The organism is Alphaproteobacteria bacterium (genome assembly GCA_017308135.1).
In the GTDB taxonomy this organism is placed as follows: domain Bacteria; phylum Pseudomonadota; class Alphaproteobacteria; order CACIAM-22H2; family CACIAM-22H2; genus Tagaea.
The window spans coordinates 735,239-750,790 of record JAFKFM010000006.1 but is presented as its reverse complement, the minus strand read 5'-3'; the positions used below and the strand labels follow the sequence as shown (position 1 = coordinate 750,790).

The window sequence follows — 15,552 nt, the reverse complement described above, 5'->3', positions numbered from 1 at the left end:
ACCTTATTCCGTGTGCTGCTGGTCGGCGGAAAGATCGCTCTCGCGGATTTCGCGCCCGCCGAGGACCTGGACGAATTCGTCGACGAAGGCGACGCACAGGATCGTCACGCCGATCGACATCGCCAGCTGGGGAATCCACAGCAGCGTCGCATCCATCGCGTCGGAACGGCTTTCGAATTCCCAGGACCAATAGACCATGTCCCAGGCGTACCAGGCGAAGAAGCCGGTCATCAGCACGGCGATCCCCAGGCACAAGATTTCCATGACGCGGCGAACGCCGAGCGGCAGACGCTGGAGGATCAGCGTCACGCGGATATGTTCGCCGCGCTTGAGCGTATGCGCCAATGCGAAGAACGACGCGGCGGCCATCGCGTAGCCTGCATAGGCATCGGTGCCGCGCAGGAAAATGTCGGAAACGCCGCCCAGAATTTGGATCAGCGTGACGATCAAGATCGCCAGCATCGACAATCCGGCAAGCCAGGCGGAAGATTCGTAGAGAAGATCGAGAGCGCGGCGCATGATCCGTCGTCGTTCAAGTCGAAAGAAAAAGGCCGGCGGGTTACCCCGCCGGCCCGATTTCCGCGATCCGCGTTAGGACGCGGTGCGGAAGGCGTTGAACAGCGCTTGGCCATCGGCGCCCGCGCGCTCCAGCCAGCCCTTCGACAGGTCTTCGCCCCAGCGTTTGAAGCCGTCGCGCAACGCCGGCGACGGTTCCGAAACCGTCATGCCGTTCTTGGCGAAGGCTTCCAGGAAGGTGCGATCGAGGCGCTGGGATTCCGCCCAGCCGCGCGCTTCGGCGACCTTGCCGGCTTGGGTGACGGCGGTCTGGACGCTGGCGGGCAACTGGCCCCAAGCGCGCGCGTTGACCATCGTCATGTTCTTCGGCAGCCAAGCCTGGACGTCGTAGTAGAACTTGATGTGTTCCCAGATCTTCGAATCGAAGCCCGTGGCGCCCGACGAGATCATCGAGTTCACGCGGCCCGAGGCGAGCGCCTGGACGAGTTCGGCGGCCTGAACCGTGGTGACGCGCATGCCGGCGAGTTCGGCGAAGCGGCCGGCCGACGCGCCGTAGGAACGGAACGACAGGCCCTTGAGATCGTCGGGCACGTTCAGCGCCTTGGGGCTGTAGAAGCCTTGCGGCGGCCACGGCACCGAGAAGAGGTGACGCACGCCGCGCGCGGTCAGGCGCTTTTCGATATAGGGCAGTTGCAGATCGGCGAGGCGGCGCGCCGCCTGATAGGACGTGGCGAGGAACGGCACGTTATCGGCGCCGAACATCGCGTCGTCGTTCTCCATGACGACCATCAGCAATTCGCCCATCTGCGCCTGGCCCGTTTGGACCGCGCGCATGATTTCCGGCACCTTGAACAGCGAAGCGCCGGCATGGACGGTGATTTCCAGCTGGCCGCCGGTCGCGTCCTTCACGTCCTTGGCGAATTGGATGAGATTGGCGGAGTGGAAATTCGTCGCCGGATAGCCGGCCGGCAGATCCCATTTCCAGCGCGCCTGGGCGCGCGCGATCATCGGCATGCCGAGAACGGGAAGGGCCACGGCGGCGGCCGTGCCGGCGAGGAAATTGCGGCGCGAAACGGTTGTGATCTTCATCTTTTCACGACTCCCTGTGATTCCGGTGTCGGCGGTCATGGCACGGTTCGCCCGCACCCTACGGATACGGCCGAGCCGTTCATGCAGCCAGCATGCCGGTTCCAATGACGAAAAGCCTAGTCCCTGATTTGTTGCCTGGGAAGCTAGGATAACGTTGACGAATCGTCAACGATTATTCGACGTTTCGACCTTCACAACGCCGGACGCGATCAGGCGTTCGATCTCGGCCGGGGCAATTCCCATCTCGCGCAGGACCGCGCCGCCATCGGCGCCGATGCCCGGCAGATCGCGGCGTATGGGCAGGCGCTCGCCATCGAAGCTGATCGGCAAAGCGGGAATGCGTATCTTTTTGCCGTCGGGATTGGTCACTTCGGCGAGGCCGCCGCTGGCGATCAAATGCGGATCGTCCAGAAGGTCCACCGGCTTGCCGATCGGCGCGTAAGGAATGCCGAGCTTCTCGGCCTTCGCCAGCAATTCGGCCTTCGTGCATTTCTTCGCCGCGGCTTGGATGACCGGCAGCATCGTGTCGCGCGCGGCACAACGCTGGTTGTTGGTGGCGAGTGCGGGATCGGCTTTCAAATCCGCGAGACCGAATTCGTCGCAGAACGGCCCCCATTGCGTGTCGGAGACGACGGCCAAGAAGAGCTGATCGCTATCGGCGGTATCGAACACGTCGTAGACGCCCCAGGCCGCGCGGCGCACCGCCATCGGCGGCGGGGCGACACCGGTCACGCAATATTGCGCGACATGCTGCGCCATCAGGAACGCGCAATTCTCGAACAGCGCGGATTTCACGTAACGGCCCTTGCTGGTCGTTTGGCGTTCGTGAATGGCGGCCAGAATGCCGATCGCCGCGAACATGCCGCCCATGATGTCGTTGACGGAAGTCCCCGCGCGCAACGGCCGCCCGGCGGGCCCGGTCATGTAGGCAAGCCCCGCCATCATCTGCACGACTTCGTCCAGCGCTGTGCGATGCTCGTAGGGCCCGTCGAGGAAACCTTTGAGCGAGCAATAGACGAGCTTCGGATTCGTCTTGGACAATTCGTCATAGCCGAGGCCGAGCTTGTCCATCGCACCCGGGCGGAAATTCTCGGTCACCACATCGGCATCGGCGACGAGCTTGCGCACGATCGCCAAGCCTTCGGGCGATTTCATATCGATCGCCAGCGAACGCTTGTTGCGGTTGAACGTGGCGAAGAACCCCGCCCCCGATGCGCCCAGACGGCGCGTATTGTCGCCGGCAGGTACAGGTTCAACCTTGATGACGTCGGCGCCGAGATCGGCGAGCACCAAGCCGCAGCTCGGCCCCATCACCATATGCACGAATTCGACGACCTTCAGCCCGGCGAGGGGCTGTGGACCTTGGCTCTTCGACATCGTTATGCCGCTTCCTTGAACCCTTTGGGCAGACCCGCTTTAGCGAGATGGCCGTGGAACTCGGCCCCCGGCAACGCATCTTCCAGAATGCGCCGCGCTTCGATCAGCTTGTCGAAATCGACACCGGTCGAATAGCCCATCGCTTCGAGCATGAAGACGAGATCTTCGGTGATGACGTTGCCCGAAGCGCCCGGCGCATAGGGGCAGCCGCCCAAACCGGCCATCGACGAGTCGAGTGCCGTCACGCCCGCTTCCAAGGCCGCCATGCAGTTCGCGAGACCCAAGCCCCGCGTATTGTGGAAATGCGCCGCGTCGAGTTTCGGGCCCGCGATCTTGCGCGCTTCGACGAACATCTCGCGCACTTGTTTGGGGTTGGCGTAGCCGACCGTATCGGCGATCGAGATCGTGTCCGCGCCCGTCGCGGCGATGCGCTCGACCAAACGCAGCATGTCGGCCTGCGGCACTTCGCCTTGCAGCGTGCAGCCGAAGGCGGTCGAAATGCCGCCATTCACTTCCATCCTGCGCCCGGCGGGCAGAGCGTCGCGCAACGCGACGATGCGCTTCAGCTCGTCGACTTGCTCGTCCACGGTTTTGCGCACATTGGATTTGGAATGCGCTTCGCTCGCCGAAATCGGCAGCGAGATTTTATGCACGCCCGTTTCGGCGGCGCGCTCGGCACCCTTCAGATTGGGCACGAGGGCGACGACCTGGATATTCGGAATCGTCATCGCGAATTCGGCGATCTCGGCCGCGTCCGCGAATTGCGGGATCAGCTTCGGATTGACGAAGGAACACACTTCGATCTCGCGCAAACCGGCGGCGGCGAGCGCCGCGATCCAGCGCTTCTTCGCCGCGGTCGGCATGAAGATCTTGGTGTTCTGCAACCCGTCGCGCGGGCCCACCTCGCTGATGGTGATGTTCGTCGTCATGGCATTTCCCCAATCTTTTTTTATTTGGGTCGGGTCGCGACGGCGCCGATTAGCTGGGCGCCGCCCCGCCCAGCAGGCGCGAAAGCTCCGCGCCCGCGCGCTTCAATGTGGCGGCCATCGTGTCGATCGCGGACGCGGCGAAACGCTGCGTGGGCCCCGACAAGCCGATCGCGGCGACGACGCGGCCTTCGGCGCCGTAAACCGGAACGGCGATCGCGGCACTTTCCGGCGTTACTTCGCCCAGCGACGTGATGTAGCCGTCGGCGCGCAGCTTGTCGTATTCCGGCCCTTGGCCTTCGGCGGCGAGCAAAGCCTTGCCCGTGGCGCCCTTGCCCAGCGGGCGGCGGTCGCCTTCGCGTACGATCGAACGCACGACGTGGGTCGATTCGATGCGATGCAAGCAGACGCGCACGTCCTTCTCGCGCACATAAAGCGATGCGGTCTCGCCGGTTTCTTCGGCCAGCTTGCGCAGGACGGGCAACGCCACGTCGCCGAGCTTGAACGCGGCTTGATAAAGATGGCCCGCCTTCAGCGCGGCCGGCCCGATGCGGAAGGCGCCATCGGAATCGCGGGTCAGAAATCCGGCGCGGTCGAGCGACACCGACAAACGCAGAATGGTGCTCTTGTAGAGACCGGTGCGCTTGGCGAGTTCGGCCAGCGTGAGGCGCGGGCTGCGCTCGTCGAACGCGGCGACGATGGCCAGCGCCCGGCCGACGGCGGCAACGCCTTCTTTGTCGCGGTTCGGTTTCGGGGCGGGAGCGGTGGCGGCGGCGGGGGGCGGTACGTCGATATAGGACATCGGAACGATCATTCTACCTGTCAGAACTGCGTTCTATTATGCGGAGGGATTATCTCCAGCATCATCCTGTATGCAGTCCCGAGTCAACAACCACATACCGCGCGTGCGAAGAATTTTTTGCAACTGCGAAGGCCGCTGGGGTCAGGCCTTGGCCAAATCCTTGGTCCAAAAGGCCATTGGCTTATGCGTCGGCGCCGTGTCGCCGAGATCGAGCCATTCGAACGAGGCGGTCAGATCGGGGCGCGGCTTGAACCCGCGCTTGGTCCAGAACGCGTCGAGCGGCACGTAATCGGCGGGACGGGCGGGATGGTCCGTGGGGCGCACCACACCGCAGAACGTGGCGAGGTTGAAACCGAGATCGCGCGCGCGCTTCTCGCGTTCGACGAAGAAACGCACCCCCGCCCCCTGGCCGCGATATTCGGCGAGCAGCACGGACTCACCGTAATAGTAGACATCCGCCGGATCGAAGCCCGCATCGACGAACGGCTTTTGCAGTTCGGCTTCGCTGTCGGTCAACGGCAAGGCAGTCGACGCCCCCACGATCGCGTCGCCGTCCTTGGCGATAACGATCGTGGCGCGCGGCAGCTTGACGTATTTCGCGAGGTATTTGCGCTCGTAGTCGAGCGAGCCTTCGTAGAGATAGGGCCAGTCGCGGAATACGGTCACGCGCAACCGCGCGAGATCGGGCACGACGCTTTCGACCGAAGCCCCGGACAGGACTTGGAAAGCGAGGCTCATTTGACCTGCGCCAGCCAGTCCTTGAGATTGTAGTGGTTCGACACGCGCGCGATTTTGCCGCCCTTCACGTCGAAGAACGCGCCCACGCGCAACGTGTAACGCTGGCCCTTGGCCGGCGGGAAATTGCCGTCGGTCTTGAGATATTCGCCGTCGAGCTCGAATTCCGCGGCGGCGCGCGCACCACCGGCGGCGACCATAACGACCAATTCGCGCACCTTCTCGCGATAGCTCGTATCCATATGCGCCATGAACGCCTTGAACGCGTCGCGCCCGATTTCGCGCCCGCCCTGGCTGATATCGTGCGCCACATCGTCGGTCAGCAGCGCCAGCATGCCGTTCCAATCCTGCGCGTTGAAGGCGGCGTAATAGTCGCGAATCAGTTTCTCGGTCGCTTGTTCCATCGTCATGCCCACGGCGCCTTCCCGGATGCCCACATTTCGTTGAGAAGAGTCATATCGCGATACGTATCCATACATTGCCAGAACCCGCCATGGCGATGCACGGCGAGTTGATTGCCGGCGGCGAGTTTGGGCAAGACATCGACTTCCAAACTGCGCGCCCCGTCTTCGGGCGATATGGAAGCGAGTGCGGCTTTGCGCAAGACCATGAAGCCGCCATTGATCCAGCCCTCGGCGATTTGCGGCTTCTCTCGGAAGGTGCGCACCTCGTGACCTTCGATATCGATCTCGCCGAAGCGCGACGGCGGATGCACGGCCGTGACGGTGCCAAGCTTGCCCGACCGCGTATGCGTGTCGAGCAGCGACGCGATGTCGATATCGGCGACACCGTCGCCATAGGTCGCGAAGAACGTGTCGCCGCGCACATGTTTGAGCGCCCGCGCGATCCGGCTGCCGGTCAGCGCGTCGGCCCCCGTCTCGACCAGCGTGACGGTGAAATCGAGCGGCGCCACGTCGCCCAGCACGCGCACGGCGCTGGTGGAAAGGTCGATCTCGAGATCGGCGTTGTGCAGCCGGTAATTCACGAAGTAATCGCGGATCACGTTGCCCTTGTAGCCCAGGCACACGATGAAGCGCTTCACCCCGAAGCGGCGATAGATCCGCATGATGTGCACAAGGATCGGCAACCCGCCGATCTCGATCATCGGCTTGGGGCGGATATCGGTTTCCTCGCGCAGCCGCGTGCCCATCCCGCCCGCGAGGATGACGGCTTCCATATCGGCGATGGCCATTTTCGCGTCTCCCGAATCGAACCCGGCGGATTCTAGCCTCTGTTGACTTCCGCGCCCATCCTGCCGACAAGAAGCGGTCATTTCCGGAGTGCGCCATGCAGTTCTACCGTCACGGCCTGTCCTCGGCCGACGCCAAGGGGATCGCGGAAGTTCTCGACACGCCGTTCCTGACCTCGGGCGGTGTCGGCAAAAAGGTCGAGGCGCAGCTTTGCGAATTCTTCGGCCAAACCCATGCGCTGCTGGTCAATTCCTGGACCAACGGGGCGCTCGCCGCCCTCCTCGCCATGGATATCGGCCCGGGCGACGAAGTGATCGTGCCCGCGCAAACCTTTATCGCCACGGCGAATATGGTCGAGCTGGTCGGCGCCAAGCCCGTCTTCGTCGATGTCGATCCCGACACGCTGCTGATGACGCCCGAGTTGACCGCGAAGGCCGTCACCAAGAACACCAAGCTCGTCATCCCCGTCCATATGTACGGGCAGATGTGCGGCATGAAGGGCCTGCGCGCCGCGTTGCCCAAATCCGTGCGCATCCTCGAAGATTGCGCGCATTGCTTCGAGGGCACGCGCGACGGCGAACCGCCGGGCAAGCATTCGGATCTCGCGATCTTCTCGTTCTATGCGACCAAGAACGTCACCTGCGGCGAAGGCGGGGCGATGGTCACCAGCGACGCGGATCTGTTCGGCAAGTTGCAGCAGACGCGCCTGCACGGCATGAGCGCCATCGCCGCCGATCGTTTCAAATCGGGCCAGTACCGGCATTGGGACATGGCGCGCTTGGGCGTGAAGGCCAATCTGCCCGATCTGCTCGCGGCGTTGCTGCCCAACCAGATCGCGACGATCCGCGAACGCCTGCCCGCGCGCACGGCGTTGTCGGATCGCTATCGCGACGCTTTCGCCAATCTGCCGATCCGCCTCGCCAAGCTCGACAAGGGCAGCGTGTCGGCCGAGCATTTGTTCCCGATCCATGTGAAGCCCGCGCAACGCGACGCGGCGATCGCGGCGTTGAACGAAGCGGGCGTGCCGGTGACGGTGAATTATCGCTCGGTCCCGACGCTGACCTACTATCGCGAGAAGTACGGCTTCACGCCCGCCTCCTTCCCCGTGTCCTACGAATGGGGCGAAGGCGAAATCACGCTGCCGCTGTGGCCGGGCATGCCGGATGCCGATATCGAACAAGTGATCGCGACGGTGAAGGACAAAGTCGTCCCGCTGGTGCGTTAGGCGAACGCGGAGGCCTTGTAGTCGCGCGCGATCCGGTCGAGATCGGCGGCCGGCAGCGCGCCGGCTTCGCCCGCTGCGACGTTGAGGTCCGCTTCCTCCGGCCGCAACATGCCCGGGATGGTCGTGGCCACCTCCGGCCGCGACAAGCAAAAGCGCAACGCGATCTGGGCGAGGCTTTGCTGTTCGCGGGCGGCGATATCGCCGATGAATTCGCGCGCCGCCTTCGCCCACAGCGCCAAGCGTTCCTTGGGCCATTGGCGGCGATGGTCGCCGTCGGGGAACACCGCGTCGGCCGACAGATTGCCGCTGAGGAACCCGAAGGCCAGCGGCGTGCGCGCGATGACGCTCGCCCCCGCTTTCGCCGCCGCATCGAACAGGCCGCAATCGGCCGCGCGATGATCGATGACGTTGTAATTCGCCTGCACCACCGGGGCGGCGAATTCTTCGATCCCGGCTTTTGCTTCCGCCGGCGACTTCATCGACAACCCCCAGGCGCGGATCGTGCCAGCACGGCGCAAATCCTCCAGCGCGCCCAAAATCTCCGGCCGTTCGCGCAGCAATTCCGGCGTCGCGTTATGGAGCTGCAATAGATCGATCGCCGATCGACGCAACCGCTTCAACGATGAAGCGGCCGATGCCTTGATCGCTTCGGGCGAGAAATCGACCGGATCGGCGAAGCGCGTTTGCCCCGCCTTGGTCGCAACCACGATCCGGTCGCGATCGGCTTGCGGCATGTCGGCCAGGGTTTCGCCGATCAATTCCTCCGAATGTCCGTCGCCATAGGCGGGGGCGGTATCGACGAAATCGATCCCACGGTCGAAAGCCCGGCGTAGCGCGGCCTTGGACACCGCATCGTCGGTTTTGCCGTAGGAAGCGCCGGGCACGAAACCGCCGATCCCCCAGGCGCCGAAGCCGATGGGGGAGACGGACAGGCCGGTACGGCCAAGGGCGCGTTTTTGCATCACGGGTCCGACCCTAAAACGCCCGCCCGGAAAGGCCAAGTGCCGCAATTCCCTTGGCAAATCGGACGGGCTTGTTTACGCAAGAGCCCGATATGGCCAAGGGTCCCGGCACTTTCCTGTCGCGGTTCGACCGCGTGCGCTTGTCGATGGCGATCGATATCGGCCTGGCGGCCGTGGCGTTCGTCGCGGCGCTGTATCTGCGCCTGGGCGACGATCTGTGGGACTATCCCGGCGAGTTCATCTGGGGCGGAGCGGCGGTCTTCGCCCTCGCCGCCGGAATCGCCTTCAGCCTGACCGGCTTGCCGCGCGGCGTGTGGCGTTACGCGGGCGTCGAAGATTTGCTGCTGGCCGCACGCGCGGTCACGCTGGCCGTGCTGCTGTTCCTGCCCGCGATGTTCCTGTGGCAGCGATTGGGGGCCATGCCGCGTTCGGCGCTGTTCATCGTGTGGACGGTGCTCTTCGCCTTCATCGCCGGATCGCGCTTGCTCTATCGTGCCGTGCGCGAAGGGAATTTGAACCTCGTCGCCGGCGCGCCGCGCGACGATCAAGTGCCCGTGCTGATCGTCGGCGCCAATGACGGCGCCGAGTTGTTCATCCAGGCCAATCGCCGCCGCCGCCGCGCGCCCTATTTCGTGATGGGCATCGTCGATGACGGCAACACGCGCACCGGGCGGCGCATCGGCGGCGTGGAAATTTTGGGCTCGCTCGACCGCTTGCCGGAAATCGTGCAGGCGATGAAGGCGAAGGGGCGCGGGCCGCAGCGTTTGGTCGTCGCCGCCCCGCATATCGAAGGCCAAGCGCTGGAAGCCTTGGTCGATACGGCCGACAGCCTGGGCATGACCGCCGTTCGCCTGCCGCGCATCAACGACCTGTCCGGCGACGCGGACGCGACCGCCACGGCGCCCATCGCGATCGAAGATCTGCTCGGCCGGCCGCAACGCGTGCTCGACCGCCCGGCGATGGATGGCCTCATTCGCGGCAAGCGCGTGCTGGTGACCGGGGCCGGCGGCTCGATCGGCGCGGAACTCGTGCGCCAGATCGCGCAGCGCGGCCCCGCCAAGCTCGCGCTGATCGAAAACGCCGAACACGCGCTCTACACGATCGACCGCGAGCTCGCCGAAACTTGGCCCGAGGTGAAGCGCGTGGGCATCATGGCCGATGTCCGCGACCCGCAGCGCCTGGCGAGCGTGTTCGCCGCCGAGAAGCCGGAGATCGTGTTCCACGCGGCGGCGCTCAAACACGTACCGATCCTGGAGGACAATCCGTCCGAAGGCGCGCTCACCAACGCCATCGGCACGCGCAACGTCGCCGACGCGGCGATCGCTTCGGGGACGCGCGCGGTCGTGATGATTTCGACCGACAAGGCGGTCAACCCGTCGAATATTTTGGGTGCCACCAAGCGCTTGGCCGAGAAACTTTGCCAAGCGTTGGACGCGGCCCAAAGCCCGACGCAATTCGTGACCGTGCGCTTCGGCAACGTGCTGGGCTCGTCGGGTTCGGTCGTGCCGTTGTTCCAGCGACAGCTTGCCGCCGGCGGTCCGCTGACCGTCACGCATCCCGACGTGCGCCGCTATTTCATGACCATTCGCGAGGCCTGCGAGCTCGTCCTGCAAGCGAGCGTGCTGGCCACCGCCGCGAACGGCCCGTCGGTCGGCGCGATCATGGTGCTGGAAATGGGCGCACCGGTGCGCATCCAGGATCTTGCCCGGCGCATGATCCGCCTTGCCGGCAAGCGCCCCGACCGCGACGTGAAGATCGTGTTCACCGGTTTGCGCCCCGGCGAGAAGCTGGACGAGGAATTGTTCCACGGCGACGAAGCACCCTCGCCCACCGCCACACCGGGCATCCTGCTCGCGCGCCCCGAACTCGACGCGCTGGAGCGTTTACGCATCGCCTTGGCGGAGTTGGAGATCGTCGCCCGCAACGGCGATCACGAAGCCGTGCGCGCGATGCTGAAAAAGCTCGTGCCCGAATTCAAAGAAGTTTGAGCAACGCCGGCACGGCGTCCGCGAGGCCCACGCGCCAATCCGGCGGGGCCACTTCGAACACGCGCGAATAACGCGCGCAATCCAACACCGAATTCGCGGGCCGCGCGGCCGGCGTGGGATATTCGGCCGTCGTGATCCTCACGATCGGCGGGCGCTTATGACCGTGCTTGGCGCCTTCGTCGAGAATCGCATCGGCGAAAGCGGCCCAGGTGACGGCCGGGCGGCCTTGGAAATGGAAGACGCCGGTCGCGTCTTTTTGCGCGGGATCGGCGAGCTTGGGCAGGATGCGATAGATCGCGTCGGCGATGTCGAGCGCCGAGGTCGGTCCGCCGCGCTGATCGTCGACGACGCGCAGCTCCGGCTTGGTCGCAGCAAGGCGCAGCATCGTGCGCACGAAATTATTGCCCCAGGGCGCGAACACCCACGACGTGCGCAGGATCGCCACCCGTCCGCCCGCTTGCCATGCCGCGATTTCGCCCGCGCGCTTGGTGCGGCCATAGACCGATTGCGGCGCGCAAGGATCGCTTTCCTTATAGGGTGCGGTTCCGTTGCCCGCGAAAACGTAATCGGTCGAGATATGGAGATAGGGAATGCTCGCTTCGGCCGCGATTCGCGCGTGCAGGCCGGGCGCTTCGGCATTGAGCTTATGGGCCGCCGTTTCGTCGCTTTCGGCTTTGTCGACGGCCGTATAAGCGGCGGCGTTGACGAGCGCTTGCGCATCGGTCGTATCGATCGCCGCGCGGATCGCGGTCTCGTCGGTCGCATCGACCGCATCGCGCCCGAAGGCGATCGCCTGATGTTCGGCCTTATCCGCCCGTTCGCTTAGCGCGCGGCCGACTTGCCCGTCGCCGCCAAGGACGAGCACGCGCATCGTCAGCCGGTCCCGAGGCGCGACAGCGCGTAGCGCTCCGCCTTGATGCGCCCGAGCCAATCGCCGGCGGCGAGATACCAATCGATCGTCGCGGCGAGGCCCGATTCGAAATCGTGCTGCGGCGCCCAGCGGAGTTCGCGCATCGCCTTCGCCGCGTCGATCGCGTAGCGGCGATCATGGCCGGGCCGGTCGGCGACATATTCGATCAGCCGCGTGCGCGGGCCTTCCATCGGCACGCCCAGCTTCGCGTCGATATGCGCGCAGATCGTTTTGACGATCGTCAGGTTGGCGAGTTCCGCCCCGCCGCCGAAGGCGTAGACCTCGCCCGGCTTGCCCTTTTCGAGTGCGGCTTTGAGGCCGCGCACATGATCTTCGACATACAGCCAATCGCGGATCTGCTGCCCGTCGCCATAGACCGGTAGCTTCTCGCCCGCTTTCGCTTTCGCGATCATCAGCGGGATCAGCTTCTCCGGGAATTGCCACGGCCCGTAATTGTTGGAGCAGTTCGTGATCAGTGCCGGCAAGCCATAGGTCTTGAACCACGCGCGTACCAGATGATCGGACGCCGCCTTGCTGGCCGCATAAGGCGAATTCGGCGCGTAAGCCGTGGTCTCGCGGAAGGGTTCGTCGTCGGGTTCCAACGCGCCGAAGACTTCATCGGTCGAGACATGCAGGAAGCGGAAATCGGCGGGCGAGCCGCGCCCGCGCCAATATTCCAGCACCTCGACCAGCAGGCGCGCCGTGGCGCCGACATTCGTCTCGATGAAGGCGAGCGGCCCGTCGATCGAGCGATCGACATGCGTCTCGGCCGCGAAATTCACCACCGCGTCGGGCTTGTGCTTGGCGAGGATACCCTGCATGGCCGCACGGTCGCCGATATCCGCCTTGTGGAAGGCGTAGCGCGGATTCTGCGCGGCTCCCTCCAGCGCTTCGGGGTTCGCGGCGTAGCCGAGCTTGTCCACATTGACGATGCGCGTATCGGCGTCGCGCAAGGCCAAGCGAATGAATGCCGAGCCGATGAAGCCGCAGCCGCCGGTGACGAGGATCGTGCCCATCGTCACGCGCGCCCGATCAAGCGCAGCAGATAATCGCCATAGCCCGATTTGCGCAAAGGTTCGGCGAGGGCCGCGAGGCGATCGGCATCGATCCAGCCTTGGCGCCACGCGACTTCTTCCGGGCAGCCGATCTTCAAACCTTGGCGACGTTCGACGGCGGCGATGAAATTCGCGGCATCGAGCAGCGAATCCTGCGTGCCCGTATCGAGCCACGCCGTGCCCCGGCTCAAGGTTTCGACCGTCAGCGTGTTCTCGACGAGGTACGACGCGTTGAGATCGGTGATCTCCAACTCGCCGCGCGGCGACGGCTTCTGCGTTTTGGCGCGCGCGGGCGCCGTGCCGTCGTAGAAATAAAGCCCGGTGACGGCGAGATTGCTTTTCGGCGCCTTGGGTTTTTCGACGATCGACAGCGCCTTGCCGTTCGCGTCCATCTCGACCACGCCGTAGCGTTCGGGATCGCGCACTTGATAGGCGAAGACCGTGGCACCCGTCGCGTCGCGCTTGGCGATCGCCTGAAGGCGATTGGAAAGCCCTTCGCCGTAGAAGACGTTGTCGCCCAGGATCAGCGCCGACGGCGCACCGGCGAGGAATTTCTCCGCGATGATCAGCGCCTGGGCGAGGCCTTCGGGCTTGGGCTGTTCGGCATAGGTGAGCTCGATGCCATAAGCCGACCCGTCGCCCAGCACGCGCTTGAATGCGGGCAAATCCTGCGGCGTGGAGATCAGCAGGATCTCGCGCAAGCCCGCCAGCATCAACGTGCTGAGCGGGTAGTAGACCATCGGCTTGTCGTAGACGGGCAGCAATTGCTTGCTGACCGCCAATGTCGACGGGTGCAGACGCGTGCCCGCACCCCCCGCCAGAATGATTCCCTTACGGCCCATGGACGCCGGGTTTAGGCGAAGGGGCCTTGCCTATCAAGCGCTTACTGCATCGTCCCGCCGGCGGGCGTCGACGACGGCGGTGCGGGGCGGGTATAGCGCTCGATCACGTAGCCGGCCCCGGCCCCGACCGCGGCCCCGGCGATCGCCGCCGTGGTCACGCCGGGCGCGCCGACGACGAAATTATAGCCGATGACGGCGCCCGCCAGGGCCCCACCGCCGGTAAAGGCTTCCTGGCGCGAGGGCATGTAGCACCCCGCGAGTGTCAGGCTGGCCGCCGCAACGGCCGCGATCTTGATCGGTTTCATCCGGACTCCCTCCCCCCGGATTTCTTCCAGGGCGCCGGATTTCAACCCAAATCCGCGAAAAAGGCGAGTCTTAGGCCAAAAAAGGCGCCGACGCGTCGCGCGAGGCCAGCAAAACGGTCCCGGGATCGATCTTCCAGTCGATTTTCAGGGCCGGATCGTCCCAGCGGATTGTGACTTCGTCCTTGGGGCTATAGGGCGCATCGACCTTATAGGCGAAATCGGCGACGTCGCTGAGCACCGCGAAACCATGGGCATAGCCGCGCGGGACCCACAACTGGCGCCGGTTGTCCGAGGTCAATTCGACGCCCAGCCATTTGCCGAAATGGGGATGGCCCTTGCGCACTTCGGCCACCACGTCCCACACCGCCCCGGCGACGCAATGGACGAGCTTGCCCTGCGCGTTGGGATCGTTTTGCAGATGAAGCCCACGCACCGTGCCGCGCACCGAACGCGACAGATTGTCCTGCACGAACGGGCCGATGCCGATCTCGGCATATCGCTGCGCGTTCCAAGTTTCCAGAAAATGGCCACGATGGTCGCTGAAGACGCGCGGCTCGATCAGCTTGACGCCGGGCAGCAAAAGTTCGGTGACGTTCATACGTTGCCGTAAACCGTGTTGCGGATCATCTTGAAGCCCTTCATCAGCTCGACGATGCCGTCGTCGAGCGAATGGGCGGGATTGAAGCCGGTCGCTTCGATGCGCGCATTCGACACGATGTAGTCGCGCTTGTCCGGGTCCTCGCCGATCGGCGCTTCCATAAACACGAAGCCGGGCACGTGTTTCTGGATGCGCTCGCAGAGCTCCCATTTCGACAGATTGGCGTCCGACAGGCCGACATTATAAGGCCGGTCCTTCATCGCATCGAAGCGCGCCAAACCGTGCAGGAAAGCGCGCGCGACGTCGCGCACATGCACATAGTTGCGCTTGAAATGCGGCTCGAACAGCACGACCGCGCGATCGGTGACCGCACGATGCACGAAATCATTGACCAGCAGATCGATGCGCATGCGGGGACTCATCCCGAACACGGTCGCAAGGCGGAACGAGATCGCATTGCCGCGATCCAACGCCGCCTTTTCCGCATCCACCTTCGTCGTGCCGTAAAGCGAGATCGGGCGCAGCGGGCTGTCTTCCGTGCATTCCTTGCCCTTGTCGCCCACGCCATAGCCCGAATTGGTGATCGGCATCAGCACGCGCTGGTCTTTGGACAACAGCTTCAGCAGCGTTTTGACCGCCCCCAGATTGATCGTCTCGGCGCCGATCTTGTCGGCGTTGCACAAGGGCGCGCCGACCAGGGCGGCGAGCGGGATCGCCACGTCGGCCTTGGCGACCAGCGGCTTCAGCACGGCTTCGTCGCGCGCGTCGCCGCGCACGATGTCGAAATCCGGATGCGCGCAGACATGGGCGAGCGGCGCCTGCTTGAACATGAAATTATCCAGCACCGTCACCGCATAGCCCGCATCGAGCATGGCGGGCACCATGGTGGAGCCCAAATAGCCCGCACCGCCGGTCACGAGAATCCGCGTTTTCTGCGCCATTTTCGTCCCTTCCCGAGAAGTCCGCTTGGGTCTAAGTCAGGTCCGTTCACTTGGCAAGTGATGGGGCTTCGGGCGATAGTCGGGATAAGAA

Annotated in this window: 17 protein-coding genes; 2 read left to right on the top strand and 15 right to left on the bottom strand. The window is 64.6% G+C overall.

What is annotated here, in order from left to right; genetic code table 11:
- Positions 1 to 3 precede the first annotated feature (3 nt).
- The 8 genes from J0H39_04040 to rfbF form a co-directional block, all read right to left on the bottom strand.
- Positions 4 to 519 (bottom strand): TRAP transporter small permease, encoded by a 516-nt coding sequence (locus J0H39_04040; GenBank protein MBN9495904.1) that lies wholly within the window; start codon positions 517 to 519, stop codon positions 4 to 6.
- 72 nt (positions 520 to 591) lie between these two features.
- Positions 592 to 1,605, bottom strand: coding sequence for a TRAP transporter substrate-binding protein (locus tag J0H39_04035; GenBank protein ID MBN9495903.1), 1,014 nt, complete (start codon positions 1,603 to 1,605; stop codon positions 592 to 594).
- Between the two features lie 165 nt (positions 1,606 to 1,770).
- The gene (locus J0H39_04030; protein ID MBN9495902.1) at positions 1,771 to 2,982 is read right to left on the bottom strand and encodes a CoA transferase; all 1,212 of its coding nucleotides are present in this window, start codon (positions 2,980 to 2,982) and stop codon (positions 1,771 to 1,773) included.
- A 2-nt stretch (positions 2,983 to 2,984) separates the two neighbouring features.
- Positions 2,985 to 3,911: a hydroxymethylglutaryl-CoA lyase gene (locus J0H39_04025; protein MBN9495901.1), complete on the bottom strand. Its 927-nt coding sequence runs from the start codon at positions 3,909 to 3,911 to the stop codon at positions 2,985 to 2,987.
- 49 nt (positions 3,912 to 3,960) lie between these two features.
- The gene (locus J0H39_04020; protein ID MBN9495900.1) at positions 3,961 to 4,722 is read right to left on the bottom strand and encodes an IclR family transcriptional regulator; all 762 of its coding nucleotides are present in this window, start codon (positions 4,720 to 4,722) and stop codon (positions 3,961 to 3,963) included.
- 129 nt (positions 4,723 to 4,851) lie between these two features.
- On the bottom strand, positions 4,852 to 5,448 hold the full coding sequence (locus tag J0H39_04015; GenBank protein MBN9495899.1) for a GNAT family N-acetyltransferase: 597 nt from the start codon (positions 5,446 to 5,448) through the stop codon (positions 4,852 to 4,854).
- Complete coding sequence (locus J0H39_04010; protein MBN9495898.1) at positions 5,445 to 5,855, bottom strand: nuclear transport factor 2 family protein; 411 nt, start codon at positions 5,853 to 5,855, stop codon at positions 5,445 to 5,447. The genes J0H39_04015 and J0H39_04010 overlap by 4 nt, the downstream gene beginning before the upstream one ends.
- Positions 5,852 to 6,622, bottom strand: a complete 771-nt coding sequence (rfbF, locus tag J0H39_04005; protein ID MBN9495897.1) for a glucose-1-phosphate cytidylyltransferase — start codon at positions 6,620 to 6,622, stop codon at positions 5,852 to 5,854. Before rfbF ends, J0H39_04010 begins: the two co-directional genes overlap by 4 nt.
- Positions 6,623 to 6,732: 110 nt before the next feature.
- Between rfbF and J0H39_04000 the strand changes: the two genes are divergently transcribed.
- Positions 6,733 to 7,860 (top strand): DegT/DnrJ/EryC1/StrS family aminotransferase, encoded by a 1,128-nt coding sequence (locus J0H39_04000; protein ID MBN9495896.1) that lies wholly within the window; start codon positions 6,733 to 6,735, stop codon positions 7,858 to 7,860.
- On the opposite strand, the gene J0H39_03995 is transcribed toward J0H39_04000, so the two are convergent.
- Complete coding sequence (locus J0H39_03995; GenBank protein ID MBN9495895.1) at positions 7,857 to 8,822, bottom strand: aldo/keto reductase; 966 nt, start codon at positions 8,820 to 8,822, stop codon at positions 7,857 to 7,859. The two genes, J0H39_04000 and J0H39_03995, sit on opposite strands and share 4 nt — an antisense overlap.
- A gap of 92 nt (positions 8,823 to 8,914) precedes the next feature.
- Here J0H39_03995 and J0H39_03990 point away from each other — a divergent pair, with 92 nt between their 5' ends.
- Positions 8,915 to 10,810, top strand: a complete 1,896-nt coding sequence (locus J0H39_03990) for a polysaccharide biosynthesis protein (GenBank protein MBN9495894.1) — start codon at positions 8,915 to 8,917, stop codon at positions 10,808 to 10,810.
- Here the strand turns inward: J0H39_03990 and rfbD are convergent.
- The 6 genes from rfbD to J0H39_03960 form a co-directional block, all read right to left on the bottom strand.
- Complete coding sequence (gene rfbD, locus J0H39_03985; protein ID MBN9495893.1) at positions 10,797 to 11,681, bottom strand: dTDP-4-dehydrorhamnose reductase; 885 nt, start codon at positions 11,679 to 11,681, stop codon at positions 10,797 to 10,799. The two genes, J0H39_03990 and rfbD, sit on opposite strands and share 14 nt — an antisense overlap.
- A gap of 2 nt (positions 11,682 to 11,683) precedes the next feature.
- Positions 11,684 to 12,736, bottom strand: a complete 1,053-nt coding sequence (rfbB, locus tag J0H39_03980; protein MBN9495892.1) for a dTDP-glucose 4,6-dehydratase — start codon at positions 12,734 to 12,736, stop codon at positions 11,684 to 11,686.
- 2 nt (positions 12,737 to 12,738) lie between these two features.
- Positions 12,739 to 13,617 carry a glucose-1-phosphate thymidylyltransferase RfbA gene (gene rfbA / locus J0H39_03975; protein MBN9495891.1) on the bottom strand — a complete coding sequence of 293 codons (879 nt, stop codon included), beginning with the start codon at positions 13,615 to 13,617 and terminating at the stop codon, positions 12,739 to 12,741.
- Between the two features lie 41 nt (positions 13,618 to 13,658).
- Positions 13,659 to 13,922 carry a bacteriocin gene (locus J0H39_03970; GenBank protein ID MBN9495890.1) on the bottom strand — a complete coding sequence of 88 codons (264 nt, stop codon included), beginning with the start codon at positions 13,920 to 13,922 and terminating at the stop codon, positions 13,659 to 13,661.
- 70 nt (positions 13,923 to 13,992) lie between these two features.
- On the bottom strand, positions 13,993 to 14,520 hold the full coding sequence (gene rfbC / locus J0H39_03965) for a dTDP-4-dehydrorhamnose 3,5-epimerase (protein ID MBN9495889.1): 528 nt from the start codon (positions 14,518 to 14,520) through the stop codon (positions 13,993 to 13,995).
- Positions 14,517 to 15,461, bottom strand: a complete 945-nt coding sequence (locus J0H39_03960; GenBank protein MBN9495888.1) for an NAD(P)-dependent oxidoreductase — start codon at positions 15,459 to 15,461, stop codon at positions 14,517 to 14,519. The genes rfbC and J0H39_03960 overlap by 4 nt, the downstream gene beginning before the upstream one ends.
- Between the last annotated feature and the right edge of the window lie 91 nt (positions 15,462 to 15,552).

Excerpts from the sequence above, each read along its gene's own strand:
- rfbC (MBN9495889.1), bottom strand. The coding sequence starts at position 14,520 with ATGAACGTCACCGAACTTTTGCTGCCCGGCGTCAAGCTGATCGAGCCG.
- J0H39_04035 (MBN9495903.1), bottom strand. The coding sequence starts at position 1,605 with ATGAAGATCACAACCGTTTCGCGCCGCAATTTCCTCGCCGGCACGGCC.
- J0H39_04025 (MBN9495901.1), bottom strand. The coding sequence starts at position 3,911 with ATGACGACGAACATCACCATCAGCGAGGTGGGCCCGCGCGACGGGTTG.
- J0H39_03970 (MBN9495890.1), bottom strand. The coding sequence starts at position 13,922 with ATGAAACCGATCAAGATCGCGGCCGTTGCGGCGGCCAGCCTGACACTC.
- rfbD (MBN9495893.1), bottom strand. The coding sequence starts at position 11,681 with ATGCGCGTGCTCGTCCTTGGCGGCGACGGGCAAGTCGGCCGCGCGCTA.
- J0H39_04015 (MBN9495899.1), bottom strand. The coding sequence starts at position 5,448 with ATGAGCCTCGCTTTCCAAGTCCTGTCCGGGGCTTCGGTCGAAAGCGTC.
- J0H39_04000 (MBN9495896.1), top strand. The coding sequence starts at position 6,733 with ATGCAGTTCTACCGTCACGGCCTGTCCTCGGCCGACGCCAAGGGGATC.
- J0H39_04020 (MBN9495900.1), bottom strand. The coding sequence starts at position 4,722 with ATGATCGTTCCGATGTCCTATATCGACGTACCGCCCCCCGCCGCCGCC.
- J0H39_03990 (MBN9495894.1), top strand. The coding sequence starts at position 8,915 with ATGGCCAAGGGTCCCGGCACTTTCCTGTCGCGGTTCGACCGCGTGCGC.
- J0H39_04030 (MBN9495902.1), bottom strand. The coding sequence starts at position 2,982 with ATGTCGAAGAGCCAAGGTCCACAGCCCCTCGCCGGGCTGAAGGTCGTC.
- rfbB (MBN9495892.1), bottom strand. The coding sequence starts at position 12,736 with ATGGGCACGATCCTCGTCACCGGCGGCTGCGGCTTCATCGGCTCGGCA.
- J0H39_03960 (MBN9495888.1), bottom strand. The coding sequence starts at position 15,461 with ATGGCGCAGAAAACGCGGATTCTCGTGACCGGCGGTGCGGGCTATTTG.
- rfbA (MBN9495891.1), bottom strand. The coding sequence starts at position 13,617 with ATGGGCCGTAAGGGAATCATTCTGGCGGGGGGTGCGGGCACGCGTCTG.
- J0H39_04010 (MBN9495898.1), bottom strand. The coding sequence starts at position 5,855 with ATGACGATGGAACAAGCGACCGAGAAACTGATTCGCGACTATTACGCC.
- J0H39_03995 (MBN9495895.1), bottom strand. The coding sequence starts at position 8,822 with ATGCAAAAACGCGCCCTTGGCCGTACCGGCCTGTCCGTCTCCCCCATC.
- J0H39_04040 (MBN9495904.1), bottom strand. The coding sequence starts at position 519 with ATGCGCCGCGCTCTCGATCTTCTCTACGAATCTTCCGCCTGGCTTGCC.
- rfbF (MBN9495897.1), bottom strand. The coding sequence starts at position 6,622 with ATGGAAGCCGTCATCCTCGCGGGCGGGATGGGCACGCGGCTGCGCGAG.